This is a genomic window from Olsenella profusa F0195 (assembly GCF_000468755.1).
Taxonomy (GTDB): Bacteria; Actinomycetota; Coriobacteriia; order Coriobacteriales; family Atopobiaceae; genus Olsenella_F; species Olsenella_F profusa.
In genome coordinates this window covers 1-18,112 of record NZ_AWEZ01000045.1, presented here as the reverse complement: position 1 = coordinate 18,112, position 18,112 = coordinate 1, and the positions used below count along the sequence as shown (strand labels likewise).

Below are 18,112 nucleotides of genomic sequence, written 5' to 3'. Positions count from 1 at the left end.
TTGCGTGCGGGCGTACGATGCCTTTGGTATGACGACACAGGGAGCACTGGGTACGAGGGGAACGCATGGCTGAGGAGCCCAATCGCATGGATGGCATCACCGACGAGCCCGGTGGGGGCGCAGACCCCCAGGGTGGCGCACTCGAGTCGCTCCGAAGGGGCATCTCGGCCATCCAGAGCGTGCACGAGGCCACTCGTCAGCACGCGGATGCCCGCAATGCCTCCAAGCAGCTGAGCGACCAGATCGCCGCCGACACCAAGACGCTCGAGCATCGTGAGCAGATCGATCGCGACTTTGCATCCATCGTGAGCGAGCAGGAGGCAGAGCGCGCCAAGGCATCTGCCGCACTGGCAGGCGCCCGGAGCACCGCACAGCAGCTCGAGGAGACCATCGCCTCCCTCAACGACCAGCTCGCGAGGATGAAGCAGGACCATGAGGAGTCGCTGCGCCCCTACCGCGAGCTCATGGAGTCCGCGAAGGGGCGCTCCGATGACGCCGCGCGCTCCCTCTCCGAGGCACGCCGTGCGGTCAAGGCCGCCGAGTCCCAGGTGGCCGACAGCGCCAAGCATCGGGAGCAGCGCATCGCCACGGCCAACCGCGCGGCGGACAACGCCCAGGATCGCCTACGCCGCGTCGAGGCGGAACTCACCAGCCTGCAACGCGATCCCTCCTCCTCCCCGTCCGCCGTCTCCAAGATGCAGAGCGAGCTGGTAAGCGAGCAGGCGCACCTTGGTTCCGCGCGTGACGAGGTCGCCCGCGTGACCGAGGAGTGCCGGCGCCTCGTGGATAACGCCCAGACGCACCTGTGGACGCAGCGCCAGTCTCTCGAGACCATCGAGAACAAGGCCAACCAGGCCAAGGAGGAGGCGACGACGCATCGGGAGGAATACGAGCGACTCTACAACGCCGCCATGGACGAGGAGAAGGCCCTCTCCGACCGCATTGCGCAGGAGCGCGCCAATCAGGCGGGTGCCCAGCGTGATGCCGACGATGCCCAGCGGCGTGTCGATGCCGCAGACGAACGGCTCTCCGAGGCACGCGAGATTCACACCACGCCCCAGGTGACGGCGGCGCTCCGCGACGCCATCGCGGCCAACAGGCGACAGCTTGACGTGCTTGCAGCCGAGATCGATCGGTTGGCCGGGAGGGAGCAGGCGCTGCGGGACCAGACGCGCCGCCAGCGCTACGTGGTGTTTGGCATCGCCGCTGCCGCCATCATCCTCATCCTGCTGGTGGTCTGGCTCCTCACCCTCATCCTCTAGCGCCGCACGCTAGAGGATGAGCATGGCATCGCCAAAGCTCAGGAACCTATAGCGCTCGTCCATGGCCGCCTGATAGGCACCCATGATCTGCTCGCGCGTGGCAAAGGCCGAGACCAGCATCATGAGCGTGGAGCGTGGGGCGTGGAAGTTGGTGATCATGGCATCCACCACGTGGAACGTGGAGCCCGGCATGAGATAGAGGTTGGTGGTGGCGTCCCTGCGCTCCACGATGTCGCCCCGCCCCCGCATGCGCGCGGAGTCCGCCGCATCCTCAAAGCGCTGCGCGACGCAGGCGGGCTCAGAGGTGGTGACGTCTGCGGCGAAGGCGCTTTCCAACGAGCGCACCGAGGTGGTTCCCACGGCAATCACGCGATGGCCCGCCGCCTTGGTGGCATGCGCGGCATCCACGACCTCCTGTGAGACGTGATAGCGCTCGGTGTGCATCACGTGCTGGGTGGGGTCGTCCTCATCGACGAGACGGAAGGTGTCGATGCCCACCTCCAGCTCGACGGTCGTCCAGTCGACACCCCTGTCCCCGATGCGCTCGATGAGCTCGGGCGTGAAGTGCAGCCCCGCCGTCGGTGCCGCCGCGGAATGCTCCTCGTGCATGGCGTAGACGGTCTGATACCTCTCGGGGTCCCCCTCGTACTCGGTGATGTAGGGCGGCAGAGGCACATGCCCGGCCTTGTGGATGGCCGCATCGAGCGTGAGGCCACCCGCTGGCTCGAAGCGCACGAGGCGCCCACCCCGGTTGTCGTCCAGATAGTCGATGACCTCGCCGATGAGCACAACGGGCCGGCTCAGCGGAGCGTGAACGCCCCCCTCGTGGTACTCGATGCGCGCGTTCCGCTTGAGGCGCTTGCCCGGCTTCACGAGACACTCCCACACATGGCCGAGGGCATCCAGGTCCTCGCGCCGCTTGAGCAGGAGCGTCTCGGCGACGCCGCCCGTACCCTGCTTGTGGCCCATGAGACGGGCCGGCAGCACGCGGGTCCTGTTGGCCACCAGTAGGTCGCCGGGGTCAAGATAGTCGATGACGTCCCTGAAGCGCCCATGCTTGATGGAACCGTCCTTTCGATCGAGCACGAGCAGGCGGCAGGAGTCACGCGGCTCCACCGGCTCCTGGGCAATGAGCTCATCGGGCAGTGGATAGTCAAAGTCGTCGGTACGCACGGGTTCCTCCATGGTTGTCGATCGTTGGCGCACCAGGGACGTGCGTCGGCATGAGCCTCACGAGGCGAAGGCCGGGCCGACAGAGCGGCGCGTAGCCTTCTGGGCCTTGCGCGCGTCGCGCGCCACGTGCCGCTCGAGGGCCGCCTCGGCAGCCGAGAAGCGACAGCCGCAATAGCTCTGGCGATACATCCCCAGCGCCCGGGACTCGCGCGTCGCCTCGGAGTAGTACGGACGGAAGTCGCGCCACACGGCCGTGAGGCCATATGCGGAAGCCAGCGACCGCAGCACGTCCCCACAGACGTCGAAGAGCTGATAGGGCGAGACGGCCAGCGTCGTGGAGATGTGTGTGAGCCCCCGGTTCTGGGCCACGCGACAGCTCTCGGCCAGGCGCAGCGCATAGCACGTCCGACAGCGACGGGCGCGGTCGAAGCCGGCGGGTGCCACGACACGCTCCCAGGCACCGCGGTCATCCCCCGCCACGATCACCTCCACCCGCGCCACATCGTGCGCCCAGCTCCTGAGCGTCTTCAGGCGGCGGTCGTGCTCGGCCAGGGGCTGAATGTTGGGGTTCGTCCAACAGATGGTAGGCTCGAACCCCTCCGCCCGCAGGAGCCGTATGGGCTCCAGGGAGCACGGGCCGCAGCAGGCGTGCAGCAACAGTGGGATGCGTTCGCTCTGTGTCATGGTACCTCACCCCCCCCCCGTGTCATCCGTCCGTTCAACGGATTGTAGGCCATACGCGTCCGCCGTGTCGCGCTACCATGGGGTCATCGTGGAAAGGGGTCATCATGCAACTTGAGGTCAGGTTGGACGAGCAAGGCTTTCTGCCGGATGCCTTTGCGAAGCACGCTCCCTCTTCCAACAGGGTGGATGGTACGCCCACGCGTTCGTTTCCCTTTGACGTAACCGACATCCCTACGGCTGCGAGGGCTCTGGCGATCGCGTTCATCGACTACGATTCCATCCCGGTCTGCGGCTTTGCCTGGATTCACTGGACCGCCGCGCTTAGGCTGCCCCCGGAGGGGGGCGGGCGACTTCTCGTGCCCGAGAACGCCTCCAACCTCCAGGCCTTTGGTATGGTGCAGGGGCGCAACTCGTCTGCCGCGGCGCGGGGCGAGGCGGGCAACCCACAGGTGGCCCATCGCTACAACGGTCCCCAACCTCCGGACGGGGCACATGTCTACACGCTCTATGTCCACGCCCTGGACGACATGCCCACCCTTAGGGAGGGATTCTGGGCAAACAAGCTGGTCTGGGCCATCAAGGGACATGTGCTCGCCACGGCGCGGGCAGACCTGCCGGCACGCGCATAGGGACACAGGGGGCAACATCCCCGCCACCGGACCTAGCCCGTGCGTCCTGTGCGCATCGCTCCGCGCGTGTCTCCCTGGAGGCACCCTTCTCCATCCGTGTGGGTGCCGATCGATTCGTGTGGGTGCCTTTCTCCCGAGGGGAGCCGACGCATCCGCAGGTCGCAAAACCTGCCTTGGGAGAAGGGCACCCACACGAGGCACATGCGACCGGCCGCCGCACACCGTGCTACGATGTCGTTGGAAAAGCGACGCACACGGCTCACATGCGCACCCCCCCCCGCACCACTAAGGAGTGGATATGGCACCACAGAGCACCCCTCCCAGCGACAGGGGACTCTCCCCCCAGACGGCAGCGGCACGCCACAGGCGTCGCCAGCTGCTCGCACGTACATCCGGCTACGAAGAGGCCGCCGAGCATGCCGTTGCCCACATGCCCGCCTGGGCACGCGAGCACCTCCCGGCACTGCGCACCTCAAGGCTTCTCTCCGGTCTCACCGATGCCCAGATCGCCACCGCCCTCCCCTGCCTGGGCGCACAGCCACGTCACGTGACGCAGGGCGAATACCTGCTGATTGCCGGAGACGTCGTCACCCGCATCTATGTGATCCTGGAGGGTGGCGTCAACATCGTGCAGGAGGATTGGTGGGGCAATCGCAACATCATCGCCGACGAGGGCCCGGGCGATTCGTTTGCCGAGGCCTATGCCTTCACGCCCCAGCAAGTGGGCATTTCGGTCATCGCCACGCAGCCCACGCTCATCGTCTCGCTTGAGGCCAACGCCGTCATCTCGACCTGCAGGGCCACCTGCCCCTTCCATGCGCACCTTATGGAGAACCTCGTGCGAGCCCTGTGCGAGCGCAACCTTCGCCTCAATGACAAGCTCTCATATCTCTCCCAGCGCACGACGCGCGAGAAGCTCCTCACCTACCTGGTCGCCCAGTCACGTCGTGCCGGCAGCACGAGCTTCAGCATTCCCTTCGACCGCCAGCAGCTTGCGGACTTCCTCTCCGTCAACCGCAGCGCCCTCTCCACCGAGCTGGGAAAGATGCGCGACGAGGGCCTCCTGGAGTTCAGGCGCAACACGTTCACGTTGCATCTCCCCACATCGGGCGCGCACTAGCAGGAGTGCCAACAAAAGCGGGGAGCAGCCCGAGGGCCGCTCCCCACCCATGACCCTGACAAGGGCGAACGAGGCTAGCTCCAACCCTTGCCCTCGGAGCCAAACTCACGGATGAGTTCCTTGGTGCGCTCGACGATGGCAGTGCGGCCAGGCTTGAGGAGCTTGCGGGGATCGTAGCCCTTGCCCTCCTTGTCCGCGCCACTCTCGATGTACGTGCGGGTGGCCGCGGCGAAGACCAGCTGGAGGTCGGTGTTGACATTGACCTTGGAGACGCCCTCGGAGATGGCCCTCTGGACCTGGTCCACGGGGATTCCGCTTCCCCCATGAAGGACGAGCGGCAGGTCGCCCGTGAGGGCCTTGATCTCGGCGAGGCGCTCGAAGGAGAGGCCGGCCCAGTTGGCGGGATAGATGCCATGGATGTTGCCGATGCCGCAGGCAAGGAAGTCGACGCCCACATCCGCGATCTGCCTGCACTGCTCGGGGTCGGCGAGCTCGCCCTGCGAGGTCACGCCATCCTCGGTGCCACCGATGCCGCCGACCTCGGCCTCGACGGAGAGGCCCTTGTTGTGGGCCGCCTTGACGACCTCAGTGGTGCGCTGGAGGTTGGTCTGGAAGTCGGGCTCGTGCGAGCCATCGTACATGACGGAGGTGAAGCCCGCGTCGATGCACTTGAAGACATCCTCGTAGGTACCGTGGTCGAGGTGCAACGCCACAGGCACCGTGATGTCCTTGGCCTCGACGAGGTCCCTCACGATATCGGCGACGATCTTGAAGCTGGTCTGCCACTTGGCGGCGCCGCTCGTGCACTGGATGATGACGGGAGACTGGAGCTCCTCGGCAGCATCGAGGATCGACGTCGCCCACTCGAGGTTGTTGGTGTTGAACGCGCCCAGGCCATAGTGGCCCCTCTCCGCGCTCTGGAGCATAGCGGTAGCGTTGACAAGCATATGTACCTCCATCTATTGGGATGATACGGCCAGCCACATCATACCTCAGCTCATTTGGGCCGAGTCGCTGATATCGTGAAATTATGGGGCGTCTGGCCCCGAACCGCATGCGAGGGGTAAAGATATCAGCCAGAGCGGTGATTGGAAAGGGTGACACGTCTTGACAAGCCTCAGGTCAGACAGTGATACGCAGGATGATGGACGGGAGGAGGAGAAGCAGACGGTTCTCAGCGAGGTCTCCTTCTCCGCGATTGCGGCAAGTGGACTCGCAGCCATCGTATCGTTTCTCCTCTCGTCCCAGATAGGTCTCACGGGATCGCTCATTGGCGTGGGCGTTGCCGCTGCGGCATCCGCCCTCGCATCCCAGGTGTTCAAGTCGGTCTTTTCCAAGTCGGCAGAGAGGATACGTGGTAACCTCGCCAGCGACGGTGGCCCAGCAGGCAATGGGGACTCCTCATCTCCCGGCGGCCGCACCCGACACACCGACGCGGCGGCGGACGTCACCACCGTACGCACCGCCCCCCTCGCGGGCACATCCACGCAGGGCGCCTCGGCCAATGCCCCGCAGGCACAGAAGGCAGGGATGGGCACGACCCCCGTTGCGCCCCAGCGCCTGCGTGTCGCCTCCGAGAAGCGCCGGCAGCTGCTGCTGCGCCGTCGCATAGCCATCGCCACGGCCATCGTGGCGGTCGTGGCCGTGGCGATCTACGCCATCCTCGTCAACGCGGCGACGGCCGGCAGGGGCATCGGCACCACCCCCGGTCGCACCACCGTGGAGGAGCAGCAGAAGAGCACGCCATCCACTTCCTCCCAGACGGAGGAGAAGATGGCTCCCAACAGGCAGGAGGCCCCCACGGGAGACGGCTCGACCACGGAGGGCACTGGTTCCTCCACCGAGGGCGACTCCTCCTCGACGGGTGGCACGACCGGCGGCTCCTCTACGGACGCGAACGGCTCCAATGGCAACTCCACCGGTTCTGGCGACTCCACCGGTGGTTCTGGCGGATCCGGCACTACGACGGGCGACAAGGGAGGGAGTGGCAGCTCCAACGGATCTGGTGGCTCGAGCGGCGATACTACGAAGAAGCAGGACGGCGGCTCCAATACGGGTGGCTCGGGTAGCGGGGGATCCACGGGAACCACCAGTGGCCAACAGACGAGCACGAACGGCCAAGGCGGCACCAGCAGCGGTTCCCCGAGCTCCTTCAGCAGCAGTGCGAACAGCTCGCACTAGCCTTCGTCCCAGGACGCGTCCATAACGCATGTCCCGTGGGTGCCGCACAGTCGCCGCACCCACGGGACATGATCCGCCACCAGCGCTCACAAGGAGGGAGGATGGCATGGGAGCGCCGGACGCCCTACAGCTGACGCAGGGCGTCCACGAGGGCGACCTTGCCCTCGGTCCTCTCGTCCTTCATCTTGATGACGCGAGCCGGACAGCCAGCAACCACGGCAGCTGCGGGGACGTTCTCCACGACGACGGCACCAGCCGCCACGACGGCGCCCTCGCCCACATGGACGCCTTCGATGACAACGGCGTTGGCCCCCATCATGACGTTGTCCTCCACGATGACGGGCGTGGCGCTCGCCGGCTCCACGACGCCGGCGAGCACGGTACCCGCGCCGATGTGACAGTGGTCCCCCACTATGGCGCGGCCGCCCAGGACGGCACCCATGTCGATCATGGTGCCGGCACCGATGTGCGCACCGATGTTGATGACGGCCCCCATCATGATGACCGCGCCATCGCCGATCTCCACCTTCTCGCGAATGAGCGCGCCCGGCTCGATGCGGGCGTTGATGCCCTTGAGATCGAGCAGGGGCACGCCGGAGTTGCGCCGGTCGTTCTCGAGCATCACGTCCACGATGCGACCGTCCGCCCGGGCCTCCTCGAGCACCGGGCCAAGCTCCCCCCAGTCGCCAAAGACGACCTTGCTCGTATTGTCACCAAAGACGTGCGAGCCCTGCGGGTAGTTGACCAGCGCGCCGGGCGTCTCCCTCACATAGGCCTTGACCGGCGTCTTCTTGGGTGCTGTGGCAATGTAGGCGATAATCTCCCGTGCGTCCATGGGCACATGTCCTTTCCGTCAGCCAAACATGAGGTCATCGAAGGTGTAGGAGCCCGCGGGGCGGCTCACCAGGCGCTTGGCCGCCGCGAGGGCACCCATGACGAAGATCTGGCGGCTCGTGGCACGATGCGTGAGCACGACCTCCTCGTCCGGGCCAAAGAAGTGGACCTCATGGGTCCCAGCAACCGTACCGCCGCGCAGGCTGTGCACGCCGATCTCACGCGGGGGACGAGCGCCCACGAGGCCCTCCCGGCCGTGCGTCACCGTGCAGGCACCCTCGGGATCGACGGCCGCAAGCAGCAGATTGGCGGTGCCTGAGGGGGCATCCACCTTCTGGTTGTGGTGGGTCTCCACTATCTCGATGTCAAAGTCCCCGAGCGCACGGGCCGCCTCCGCGGCGAGGCGCCGCACGACGGCGACGCCAAGCGAGTAGTTGGCCGACCAGATGACGGGAGCCACCTCGCCCAGGCTGCGGATGGAGGCAAGCTCGCCCTCGTCAAAGCCCGTGGTGCCGCTTACGAGGGCGGCATGCGTGCGCCTCACGTAGGCCAGCGTGTGGGACAGCGATGCCCTGTTGGAGAAGTCGATGGCCACGTCCGCGGCGGGTGCGGCCTCGTCCAGCTCGGCACAGTTGTCCACGTCGTAGGTGCCCAGCAGCTCGAACGTGCCGTCAGCCGCCAGCGCGTCCGCCATCAGCCGACCCATGCGACCACCGCCGATGAGCACCGCCGTCCTCGTGTCGTCTGCCATGAGATGCCCTCCCTATTCCGCCGCAATGAGGCCACGGTCGGCGAGCGCAGCGTAGAGACGCTCGCGGCTCGCGTCGGCCAGGGGCCACAGCGGCTGTCGATAGCTTTCCGTGATGAGGCCCATCCTGGCCAGTGCGGCCTTCGCGGGGATGGGGTTGACCTCGCAGAAGAGCGCATGGATGAGCTCCAAGTTGTCCAGCTGGATCCTGAGCGCACCTGCGGCATCGCCCGCCTGCCACCGTGCGACCAGCTCATGCACCGTGGCAGGGGCAACGTCGGCCCACACGGAGATGACGCCCGAGCCGCCCAGGGACAGGATGGGCACGACCATGTCATCGTTGCCGCTGAACATGCGGAAGTCGTCGCTCACGTACCGCGCCGCCATCGTGGCATAGGCGATGCTGCCCGACGCCTCCTTGAGACCCCAGGCGTTGGGGTGCGCGGACAGGCGCGCCAAGTTGCGCTCGCTGATGGAGCAGCCCGTGCGCCCAGGGATGTTGTACAGGATGCAAGGCACGTTGACGGCATCGAGCACGGTCTTGAAGTGGTGATAGATGCCGTCCTCGTTGCTCTTGTTGTAGTACGGCGTGATGAGCAGCAGGCCGTCCACACCCAGCTTCTGCAGGCCCAGGCTCTTGCGCAGCGACTCGTCGGTGGAATTGGAGCCCGAGCCACCGATCACGGGGATGCGTCCCGCCACGCGCTCGACCACGAGGCGAGCGACGTCGAGGTCCTCCCTGTCGGTCATGGTGCTGGACTCGCCCGTGGTGCCCAGCACGAGGATGCCATCCGTGCCGTTCTCCAGGTGGAAGTCCACCAGACGCCCCAGGGCATCGAAGTCGACGGAGCGATCCTCCTTGAAGGGCGTGACGAGGGCCACGATCGATCCCGTGAGCTTGGTCATTTCCATGTGAGCCTCCTTCGAGAGGGTTCCTGCGAATGCGCGTGCGTACCGCACGGGAAGGCGCCCCTAGGGGCGCATGGGTGTTCGCGTGGGCAGACGCTCGTATACGGGCAGCACGTCAAGCGTGGAGAAATAGTCCGCAGGCGTCTCGGCACGGCGGATGAGCTCCACCCTGTCATCCTCCTTGAGCAGGAGCTCCGCCGAGCGCAGGCGGCCATTGTAGTTGTAGCCCATGGAGTGGCCATGGGCGCCCACGTCGTGGATGTAGAGGAGGTCGCCCACCTCGACCTCGGGAAGCGGCCGGTCGTTGGCGAGGCGGTCCGCGTTCTCGCACAGCATGCCCACCACGTCGTAGCGGCGGCACGCGGGCTCGTCCTCCTTGCCCATCACGGTGATGTGGTGGTAGGCATCGTAGAGCATGGGACGCATGAGGTTGGCCGCACAGGCATCGACGCCCAGGTAGTGGTGGTAGGTGTCCTTCGTGTGAATCACCCGTGTGACGAGGGCACCATAGGGGCCGGTCATGAAGCGCCCAAGCTCGCAGGCCAGGCGCACATCGCCCATGCCCGCCGGCACAAGCAGCTCATCGAATGCCTGGTGCACGGCCGCGCCGATGGCCAGGATGTCGTTGTCCTCGTCCTGTGGCCTGTAGGAGATGCCCACACCGCCCGAGAGGTTGACGAACCCCACCGTGATGCCGCACTCACGCCGCACGCGCACGGCCAACCCAAAGAGGGTGCGCGCAAGCGCCGGATAGTAGCCCATCCCCAGGGTGTTGGACGCGAGCAGCGCATGGATGCCCAGCTCCGTGACGCCGCGCTCGGCGAGCATGCGGGCCGCGGCGAGCAGCTGCACCTCGGTGAGGCCAAACTTGGCGTCCTCGGGCGCGCCGAAGATGCCGTTGGCGAAGGCGAAGCTGCCACCCGGGTTCACCCGCAGGCTCACCGTGGCGGGGTACGCGCAGCCCACCGCCTCCACGGCGGCGTCGAGGGCCTCGACATGCGTGATGTCATCGAGGTTGATGGTGGCCCCCAGGCGCAGGGCATGCTCGAACTCGCCGGTCGGTGTGTCATTCGACGAGAACATGATGTGACCGCCGGTGATGCCCATGGCCTCCACCAGCAGCAGCTCCGTCTCGCTGGAGACGTCCACACCCCAGCCATCCGCGGTGACGAGGTCGATGATGGCGGGATTGGGGGTGGCCTTGACGGCAAAGTACTCGCAAAAGCCGGGACTCCAGGAGAAGGCCTCCCGCACGCGCGCTGCGTTGGCGCGTATGCCCGCCTCGTCGTACAGGTAGAACGGCGTGGGATAGCGCGCAGCGATGGCCTCGAGCTGCCCGACCGATGCGAATGGGACCTTGTGTGACACGCTTGCTCCCCATCGTCCTCGCTGCGCTCAAGCACCCGCCGGACGCGGGGATAGCTCAACCGCAGAGTTCCCTGCAGACAGTCCCGTGGGTGTTCCCCGCGGACCCACCGCCCCACCGTACCCGGCAGGGCGATTCGGCGGCTTGGCCTTTGCGTGGGGTCCCTGCCCGCCGGCTCGCCCATGCGTCATCCGTTCCGCACCTCTATCGCTTGAGCTGATTGTACGGCGCACGGCCGCGCGCCGCCACCCCGTAACCAGATGGAATTGTGGGCGCATGCCAAGCGCGCACCCGTTCTCGCTAGAATGGCACAAGAGACGGAGGCGCCCCATGACCATCCACGAGCCCACGATCGAGCTGCTCACTCGCTACCGGCGTGACCTGCATCAGATTCCCGAGGTCGACTTCGACCTACCCGAGACCCTCACCTACGTGCGTGACGTGCTCGAAGGCATCGCACGCGAGACGAACGGACACCTGGAACGCGAGGTCGTGCGCCTCGTCGAGCCATGCCGCTCGACCATCTGCTGCATCTTCGACCGCGAAAGCGAGCATGCGACGGCCATCCGCTCCGACATGGATGCCCTGCCCGTGACGGAGCGCACGGACAGCCCCTTCGCCTCGCGCCATGCGGGCAGGATGCACGCCTGCGGCCACGATGGCCACATGTCCATGGTGCTAGGCCTGGCGGGATGGCTGGCCCTTCACCTTGGGGAGCTGCCGCACACCGTGGTGCTCGTGTTCCAGCCTGCCGAGGAGACCACCGGCGGGGCCAAGGTGGTCTGCGAGTCCGGCATCCTCGACGAGCTGTGCGCCGATCGCATCTTTGGCTTCCACCTGTGGCCTGACCTGCCCCACGGCCAGGTGGCCAGCCGCCCCGGGCCACTGCTTGCCGCCGCCAACGAGACCACCGTCACCGTGAGGGGCCGCGCCTCCCACATCGCCAGGGCCGAGCAGGGAGCAGACGCCCTGCTCGCCGCCTGCCATGTCGTGGATGCCTGCTACGGCTACATGGACGAACGCCAGGCCGAAGAGCCCTGCCTCCTCAGATTCGGGCACATGACGTCGGGATCCGTACGCAACCAGATCAGTGACGCAAGCCGCATCGAGGGGAGCCTGCGCACATTCTCGATTGCCATGGGCGAACGCTGCCGCCGCGAGCTGCCCGAGTGCGCCGAGCGCGCGGCGGAGCTCCTGGGCTGCACGGCTGAGGTCGGCTTCTCCGAGGGCTACCCACCCGTCGTGAACGACGAGGGACTGTTCGGGAAGGCTGCCGTCGTGCTCCCCGACCTCGGGGACGTCCCCAAGCCGTTGCTCATCGCCGAGGACTTCGCCTGGTACCAGCGGTGCTTGCCCGGTGTGTTCCTGCTGCTTGGCACGGGAACGGGCATACCGCTGCACTCCGACACCTTCGCCTTTGACGAGGCCGTCCTCATGCGTGGCGTAGAGGCATACGAGCGGCTCGTCATGCTGGCGTAGCCGTGGATGGCCTCGCAGCGCGCCTGCGGGTGAGAGGAGCGACCATCAGCGCCCCGCCGCCAGGGACGAGCTGGGGACATGGTCCGGGAATGCGTCGGGCTTGCTGAAGTACTGGAACCAGGTGATGTTGGTGTCCCAGCCCTCCCCCGTCTCCCGGTCCACCAGGCCGAAGCCGTTGTTGGCCTCATCATCGGGATCAGTGGGCTTATTGGTCCACTTAAAGAACTGGGAATAGGTATCCAGCTCCTCCTCGGTGGCATCGGTGGGATAGTCCTTCGTTGGCGGCTTGGGGGTTATGTCCTCGTTGGTCGTACAGCGCCTCCGAGATGCGCTGGAAGCTGGCGCCCTCCCGCGCGCCGGCCTGCAGGGCGACGTCCTGCATGCGGCCGAAGCCCCATCGCTCTTCCTCGAGCGCACCTTCCAGCGCGCGCTCCCGTGCCGCCAGCTCGTCGATCTCGGCGTCATGGCGCGCATCAAGGCGCCTGCGCCTCATGGCGTGCGAGCGCTCGAAGGCCCCGTCCACTGCCATCGCCATCACATCACCTGGGGCTTGCCAGGCACGCCACGATCATGTCGCTCTCCCAACGCAGCCGAAAGGCTGCCTCCCAGGATCGAGTCCGCAAGCGCCCTGTCCACATCACCCAAGGTGCTGCCAATCTGCAGCAATGCCTGTGCGTCCCTCGAGAGGACGTCATCCCAGGCTCCCAGGGCAGAGGTGATGCCGTCTGCCACCCCATCGTGGGCGGCGCCCGAGCCAGGAGCATCCTCGGTGATGGCTTGCAGGGTCATACTGGAATACTCGGACTCGCCCTGCGAAAGCGCGTTCCGTGCGGACTCGCTCACCGTGGGGCTCGATGAGATCTCTTCCGCCATATCCACCATCCACCCTACACATCACATGGATAGTCTGCATGACGTAAAGGCATATGCCAACTTCTGCTGAGTTGATCATACCCTATGCGTGCGATACCCTGTCAACGTCAAAATCGGTGCAGTGCAGGCAGGGCTCTCCCGAAGGGTGCCGTCTCGGAAAGTCCTACGGCAGTTCTGCCACAAACCTGCCCAGCCGCCCCAGCCCCTCCACCAGGGTCTGCTCGTCACAGGCATAGCTGATGCGCACACGGCCCTCGCCACCAAAGAAGGCACCCGGCACGAGCGCCACGCCCGCCTCGCGGATGGCGCGCTCGCAGAACTCCTCGCTCGAGAGGCCCGACCCGCTCACGTCCGGAAAGGCGTAGAACGCCCCCTCCGGCCGCACGACGGGAAGGCCCATCCGCCCAAGGTGACCCAGCGTCAGCTCGCGCCGACGCTCGTAGCTCTCGCGCAGTGCCGTCACGTCCGTCGCGAGCGCGCGCACGGCCGCGTCCTGCGTGAACGCCACCACACTCGAGACGGCGTACTGATGCACCGTGGCGATATGCCGTACCAGCTCCTTCGACGCACACAGCCACCCCAGGCGCCAGCCCGTCATGGCGTAGGGCTTCGAGAAGCTGTTGACCACCACGGTGCGGTCGGCCAGCTCGGGATGGCGTTGGGCAAAGCCCTGGTAGGCATCGGTATAGACCAGCCGGTCGTACACGTCATCGCAGATCACGTAGACGCCCCGCCGCGCCGCGACGGCAGCCACCGCATCGAGGCTCTCGGCCGAGAGCACGCAGCCGGTGGGGTTGTTGGGCGAGGTGAGCACGATGGCCTTCGTGCGCTCGCACACGCAGGCGGCCAGGGCCCCGCCATCGATCTGGTACCCGCATGCCGTGGTGTCCAGCGGGCGCGGCGTAGCGCGGCACAGCGCCACGATGGACTCGTACAGCACGAAGGCCGGCGTGGGGATGACGACCTCGTCGCCGGGGTTGAGCATCGTCACCAGCGTGGCGAAGAGGGCCTCGGTGGCGCCGCTCGTGACGACGACCTGGTCGGGGGCATACACGAGCCCCCGCTCCCCCATGGCATGCGCGATGGCCTCGCGCAGCTCGGGGTAGCCGTTGTTGGGTGGGTAGTGGGTCTTGCCCGCCGCGAGGCTCTCGCCCACCCGCGCACGGATGGGGGCGGGCGTGTCCTCCCCCGGCTCGCCCAGCGTGAGGGAGATGCACCCCGGCGTGGCGGCGGCAAGCGACGAGAAGCGGCGGATGCCCGAGGGCTGGAGCGCGAGGGCGGCGGTGTTGAGCGTGAGGGACATGGTGCCTCCAAGACGGGCAGGTGGGAACCGAGGATACGTTGACGACATCTTTAAACTGTACGTTTCCGTCATGGTACTCATGTGCCAACTGGGCTTTTCCAAAGAACATCAACGAAAACGTATACTTTAAGCGACATCCCCATGTAGGGGCCTGGCAAATGCTCACCCGAGCAACTCCAGCACCGCCCGCTTGGCGGCGAGGAAGTCCCCCGTGAGGGCAAACTCCGCCGCGCTCATGCCCGCGGCCGGCCGCGGCACCACGACCTCGCCAGCCATCTGCGAGGGGATGCCCTCCGTGGGAGAGCCCGCCAGCACGTAGACCCTGCTCGCCATCGTGACGGCCTCATCCACGTCGTGCGTGATCGCCAGTGTGGCAAGGCCCAGCTCATGGGCCATGTCACCGTACCAGCTCCGCATGTCCGCACGCGTGAGGGCATCCAGCGCCGAGAACGGCTCGTCCAGCAGCAGGACGGAGTTGCCCATGAGGTACGTGCGCAGGAAGGCCGCGCGCTGGCGCATGCCGCCCGAAAGCTCGCTTGGCCAGCAGCGCTCCGCCCCCGCAAGGCCGAAGCGCGCGAAGAGCGGCTTGGCCCTCCCGTGGGCCTCGTCGCGCGGCATGCCTGCCAGCACGAGCGGCAGGCACACGTTGTCGATGATGCGCTTGCTGGGCAGCAGCAGGTCCTTCTGCAGCATGTAGCTCACACGGCCGGGCATGCCCGTGACATCCTCGCCCGCGAGCAGCACGCGTCCCTCCATCGGCCGCGAGAGTCCCGAGAGCGCATGCATGATGGTGGTCTTCCCACAGCCGGAGCGCCCCACGAGGCACACGACCTCGCCAGCTCCCACACGCAACGAGATGTCCCGCACCACCACATGGGCGCCCCCGTCCCACGAGAGCGTGAGACGCTCGGCCGCAAGGGCGGGGGCGACCACCTGTGACGCAGCCGTATCGTGGGCTCCGTCCACCCTAGTCGTCCAGGTAGTCGTTGGTCCAGCCGGCATTCACGTCCAGTTGGTTCTCGACCAGGTCGTTGTCATTGAGCCACTGGAAGTAGCGGGCCCAGCGATCCCTGTCGAAGACGCCCCAGCTGGGCGCATCGTCAACGTATCTGCCCGCCAGGTACGTGGCGCTCGCATGCGTCAGGTCGCTGTCCAGCTCGGGCACCTCGGCACACAGGATGTCCGCCGCGCCGCTCGGATCATCGACGGCCATCTGGTAGCCCCTCGTGGTGGCGCGCATGAAGGCCCTCACCACGTCGGCGTTGCCGCGCGCAAAGTCGGGGTTGACCACGATGACGGGCGTGTAGAAGTCGAAGATGTCATCCACGGAGATGTACGAGAAGTAGTTGACGTCATACCCCTGCATCTGCGCCTGCTGCAGCTCCCAGCCCTCATAGACCGAGACGCTGTCGTACATGCCCGCCTTGAGTGCGCTCGTGGGGTCCTCGTCGGAGACGGGCACCATCTGCACGAGCGAGTAGTCGCCGCCATCGTCCTCCACGAGGGTCCTGATGGTCGCCTGCTCGACGGGCATCTGTGACGTGCCGAAGCTGTGGTGCTCCATGCCCTTGGGGCTCGTGATGCCCAGCTCCTTGGGGCTCATGATGCCCGCCGTGTCGTGCTGCAGGATGGCCGCAACGGCCAGAAGCGGCGTGTCGGGCGAGCTGGAGAGCACGTTGGCGATGTAGTCCTGGAAGCTCACGCCCAGCTGCGCCTGGCCGGAACCCACGACCGTCTCGGCGGTGTCCTCGGAGGGCTGGACGATCTCGAGCTCGATGCCCTCGCTGGCGTAGTAGCCCTCGTGCTGCGCCACGTAGATGCCCGTATGATTGGTGTTGGGCGTCCAGTCCAGGCAGAACGTGAGCTTGGTGGTGCCGCCAGGCGAGGTGGCCGGCTGCGCGGGACCCTGTGCGGCGCAGCCCGCGAGGGCGGCGGCCGCGGCCGATATGCCCGCACCCACAAAGGTGCGGCGGGACATGGCACGTGAGGTCATGGTTGATCGTTCCTCTCTGCCCTCTTCCAGGGCATGCACAGGCGCTGGAGCGCATTCACGAGGCCCATGAGGGCCAGCGACAGCGCGGAGATGATGATGATGACGGCAAACATCCGGTCGTACGAGAACGACTTGCGCACGCGCGTCATGTAGACGCCCAGACCCGAGAAGCCTCCCAGCCACTCGGCGATGACGGCACCCACGATGGCGTAGGTGGCGCTGATGCGCAGGCCGCTGAAGAACTGCTCGGCCGCACAGGGTATCTTGACCTGCCAGAAGATCTGCGCGGGAGAGGCGTTCATGGTGCGCATGAGGTCCACCATGTCAGGATCCACCGACCGGAACCCCGCCACGAGCGACACGGCGATGGGAAAGAACGTGGAGATGACGACGAGCACCACCTTGGGTGCCAGCCCGTAGCCGAACCACAGCACCAGAAGCGGGGCGACGGCCACGGTGGGAATGGTCTGCGAGATGGTCATGAGCGGCTCGAAGGCCAGGTAGAACCCCTCGAAGCGATCCATGAGCACCGCGATGGCAAACCCCAGGCCGACCCCGATGGCAAGGCCGAGTGCCGCCTCGACGAGCGTGGTCGCCACATGGCTGGCCAGCAGCGACACGTCACCCACGAGCGCCAGCACCACCTGCACGGGACTCGGCAGCATGAAGTTGGGCACCAGCCCCGTGTCCACGACGGCCTCCCACACCGCCAGAAGCGCCACGAGCGTGGCCAGCGGTATGCCCACACGCCGCGCGCGGCTGACGCCCGTGCGGCCGACCCCTGTGCGTGTCCTAGGCAAGCTACGCCTCATGGCCGGCAAACTCGCTGTCGGTCCGGTGGTACTTGCCGATCTTGTGCTCGGTGGTCATGACGTCGCCCTCGGGACGGTAGGACACCTTGATGTAGCTGGCGCTCTCGGCGCACCCCGCCCGGGCACCGCGCTCGATGCAGCGCTTGACGAGCGCCATGCAGGCATCGAAGTCGCCCTCGACCGTGGTCTCGAAGGGGCCGACGTAGTGGTCGAGTCCGCTCGCGTCGATCTCGGCGATGACCTCGTCCACGATGCGACAGAGCTCATCGTCCGAGCCCGCATTCATGGGCAGGTACTGGATGGCAACGGAACAGTTCATGGGCGCTCCCCTCTCGGGGCGGCCGGCCCCGTAAGCGGGACCAGCGCGGCGCGCGTGCCAAGGTCCCTACGCTGGCATTACCCAGATCAGGTTGTGGGTGGCCACGCCACCCACGGGTCATGGCCGCGCTGGGCCATATCTCAGCCGGCGTGCGCCAGCCCCCCGTTTGCAGGCAGCAGTATACCATGTGAGGTGCAGGGCACGGTCTTATGTCTCCCCTACGGCGGCGCCTCGGGCGCATGGTATCATGGAAGTATATGGGCACGGGCAGGGAGGCGCAGTTCCGCATGGAAGGCGAGCTCATCGATAAGGCGCTGGGGCTTGGTCGCTATGCCTGGGCGCGCCGCATCGTCACGGGTTGCGCCGTGACCGTCTCCGCCTTCCTGCAGGCCTTCACGCTGATCGTCTTTGTCCAACCCGCCGGCCT

General features: G+C 66.6%; 19 protein-coding genes and 1 riboswitch. Of the genes, 5 read left to right on the top strand and 14 right to left on the bottom strand.

What is annotated here, in order from left to right:
- Positions 1-65 precede the first annotated feature (65 nt).
- Positions 66-1,262 (top strand): coiled-coil domain-containing protein, encoded by a 1,197-nt coding sequence (locus HMPREF1316_RS05825; RefSeq protein WP_021726194.1) that lies wholly within the window; start codon positions 66-68, stop codon positions 1,260-1,262.
- Positions 1,263-1,271: 9 nt separating this feature from the next.
- On the opposite strand, the gene queA is transcribed toward HMPREF1316_RS05825, so the two are convergent.
- Complete coding sequence (gene queA / locus HMPREF1316_RS05820) at positions 1,272-2,435, bottom strand: tRNA preQ1(34) S-adenosylmethionine ribosyltransferase-isomerase QueA (RefSeq protein ID WP_040651624.1); 1,164 nt, start codon at positions 2,433-2,435, stop codon at positions 1,272-1,274.
- 57 nt (positions 2,436-2,492) lie between these two features.
- Entirely contained in the window at positions 2,493-3,119 is a 627-nt protein-coding gene (locus HMPREF1316_RS05815; protein ID WP_021726108.1) for an epoxyqueuosine reductase QueH, read from the bottom strand.
- Between the two features lie 104 nt (positions 3,120-3,223).
- Between HMPREF1316_RS05815 and HMPREF1316_RS05810 the strand changes: the two genes are divergently transcribed.
- Positions 3,224-3,748 (top strand): YbhB/YbcL family Raf kinase inhibitor-like protein, encoded by a 525-nt coding sequence (locus HMPREF1316_RS05810; RefSeq protein WP_021726041.1) that lies wholly within the window; start codon positions 3,224-3,226, stop codon positions 3,746-3,748.
- Positions 3,749-4,046: 298 nt separating this feature from the next.
- Complete coding sequence (locus HMPREF1316_RS05805; protein ID WP_021726104.1) at positions 4,047-4,868, top strand: Crp/Fnr family transcriptional regulator; 822 nt, start codon at positions 4,047-4,049, stop codon at positions 4,866-4,868.
- 74 nt (positions 4,869-4,942) lie between these two features.
- Here HMPREF1316_RS05805 and fba read toward each other — a convergent pair whose 3' ends face one another.
- A complete protein-coding gene (gene fba / locus HMPREF1316_RS05800; protein WP_021726185.1) occupies positions 4,943-5,815 on the bottom strand; it encodes a class II fructose-1,6-bisphosphate aldolase in 873 nt (290 codons plus the stop codon).
- A 160-nt stretch (positions 5,816-5,975) separates the two neighbouring features.
- On the opposite strand from fba, the gene HMPREF1316_RS13185 reads away from it, so the two are divergent.
- Positions 5,976-7,049, top strand: coding sequence for a hypothetical protein (locus HMPREF1316_RS13185; protein ID WP_021726202.1), 1,074 nt, complete (start codon positions 5,976-5,978; stop codon positions 7,047-7,049).
- Positions 7,050-7,173: 124 nt separating this feature from the next.
- Here the strand turns inward: HMPREF1316_RS13185 and dapD are convergent, their stop codons facing one another.
- From dapD to HMPREF1316_RS05775, 4 genes are read right to left on the bottom strand one after another with little or no spacing between them, the layout of a single operon-like run.
- The gene (dapD, locus tag HMPREF1316_RS05790; protein WP_021726033.1) at positions 7,174-7,884 is read right to left on the bottom strand and encodes a 2,3,4,5-tetrahydropyridine-2,6-dicarboxylate N-acetyltransferase; all 711 of its coding nucleotides are present in this window, start codon (positions 7,882-7,884) and stop codon (positions 7,174-7,176) included.
- A gap of 18 nt (positions 7,885-7,902) precedes the next feature.
- Positions 7,903-8,634 carry a 4-hydroxy-tetrahydrodipicolinate reductase gene (gene dapB / locus HMPREF1316_RS05785; protein WP_021726160.1) on the bottom strand — a complete coding sequence of 244 codons (732 nt, stop codon included), beginning with the start codon at positions 8,632-8,634 and terminating at the stop codon, positions 7,903-7,905.
- A gap of 12 nt (positions 8,635-8,646) precedes the next feature.
- Positions 8,647-9,543: a 4-hydroxy-tetrahydrodipicolinate synthase gene (dapA, locus tag HMPREF1316_RS05780; RefSeq protein WP_040651620.1), complete on the bottom strand. Its 897-nt coding sequence runs from the start codon at positions 9,541-9,543 to the stop codon at positions 8,647-8,649.
- Between the two features lie 60 nt (positions 9,544-9,603).
- Positions 9,604-10,908 (bottom strand): diaminopimelate decarboxylase family protein, encoded by a 1,305-nt coding sequence (locus HMPREF1316_RS05775; protein WP_021726028.1) that lies wholly within the window; start codon positions 10,906-10,908, stop codon positions 9,604-9,606.
- 43 nt (positions 10,909-10,951) lie between these two features.
- Positions 10,952-11,121: riboswitch (Lysine riboswitch) on the bottom strand.
- Between the two features lie 115 nt (positions 11,122-11,236).
- Here HMPREF1316_RS05775 and HMPREF1316_RS05770 point away from each other — a divergent pair.
- Positions 11,237-12,385 carry a M20 metallopeptidase family protein gene (locus HMPREF1316_RS05770; protein ID WP_021726106.1) on the top strand — a complete coding sequence of 383 codons (1,149 nt, stop codon included), beginning with the start codon at positions 11,237-11,239 and terminating at the stop codon, positions 12,383-12,385.
- 45 nt (positions 12,386-12,430) lie between these two features.
- Here the strand turns inward: HMPREF1316_RS05770 and HMPREF1316_RS14065 are convergent, their stop codons facing one another.
- From HMPREF1316_RS14065 to HMPREF1316_RS05735, 7 genes are all read right to left on the bottom strand, one after another.
- Positions 12,431-12,850: a hypothetical protein gene (locus HMPREF1316_RS14065; RefSeq protein WP_156901017.1), complete on the bottom strand. Its 420-nt coding sequence runs from the start codon at positions 12,848-12,850 to the stop codon at positions 12,431-12,433.
- 69 nt (positions 12,851-12,919) lie between these two features.
- Complete coding sequence (locus tag HMPREF1316_RS05760; protein ID WP_156901016.1) at positions 12,920-13,258, bottom strand: hypothetical protein; 339 nt, start codon at positions 13,256-13,258, stop codon at positions 12,920-12,922.
- A 163-nt stretch (positions 13,259-13,421) separates the two neighbouring features.
- Complete coding sequence (locus HMPREF1316_RS05755) at positions 13,422-14,561, bottom strand: pyridoxal phosphate-dependent aminotransferase (protein ID WP_021726239.1); 1,140 nt, start codon at positions 14,559-14,561, stop codon at positions 13,422-13,424.
- A 162-nt stretch (positions 14,562-14,723) separates the two neighbouring features.
- Positions 14,724-15,527 carry an ABC transporter ATP-binding protein gene (locus HMPREF1316_RS05750; protein ID WP_021726042.1) on the bottom strand — a complete coding sequence of 268 codons (804 nt, stop codon included), beginning with the start codon at positions 15,525-15,527 and terminating at the stop codon, positions 14,724-14,726.
- 1 nt (position 15,528) lies between these two features.
- Complete coding sequence (locus HMPREF1316_RS05745; protein WP_021726049.1) at positions 15,529-16,554, bottom strand: ABC transporter substrate-binding protein; 1,026 nt, start codon at positions 16,552-16,554, stop codon at positions 15,529-15,531.
- Entirely contained in the window at positions 16,551-17,354 is an 804-nt protein-coding gene (locus tag HMPREF1316_RS05740; RefSeq protein WP_232204457.1) for an ABC transporter permease, read from the bottom strand. The genes HMPREF1316_RS05745 and HMPREF1316_RS05740 overlap by 4 nt, the downstream gene beginning before the upstream one ends.
- Before the next feature lies 1 nt (position 17,355).
- Positions 17,356-17,685, bottom strand: coding sequence for a thiamine-binding protein (locus HMPREF1316_RS05735; RefSeq protein WP_021726154.1), 330 nt, complete (start codon positions 17,683-17,685; stop codon positions 17,356-17,358).
- Positions 17,686-18,112: the final 427 nt, after the last annotated feature.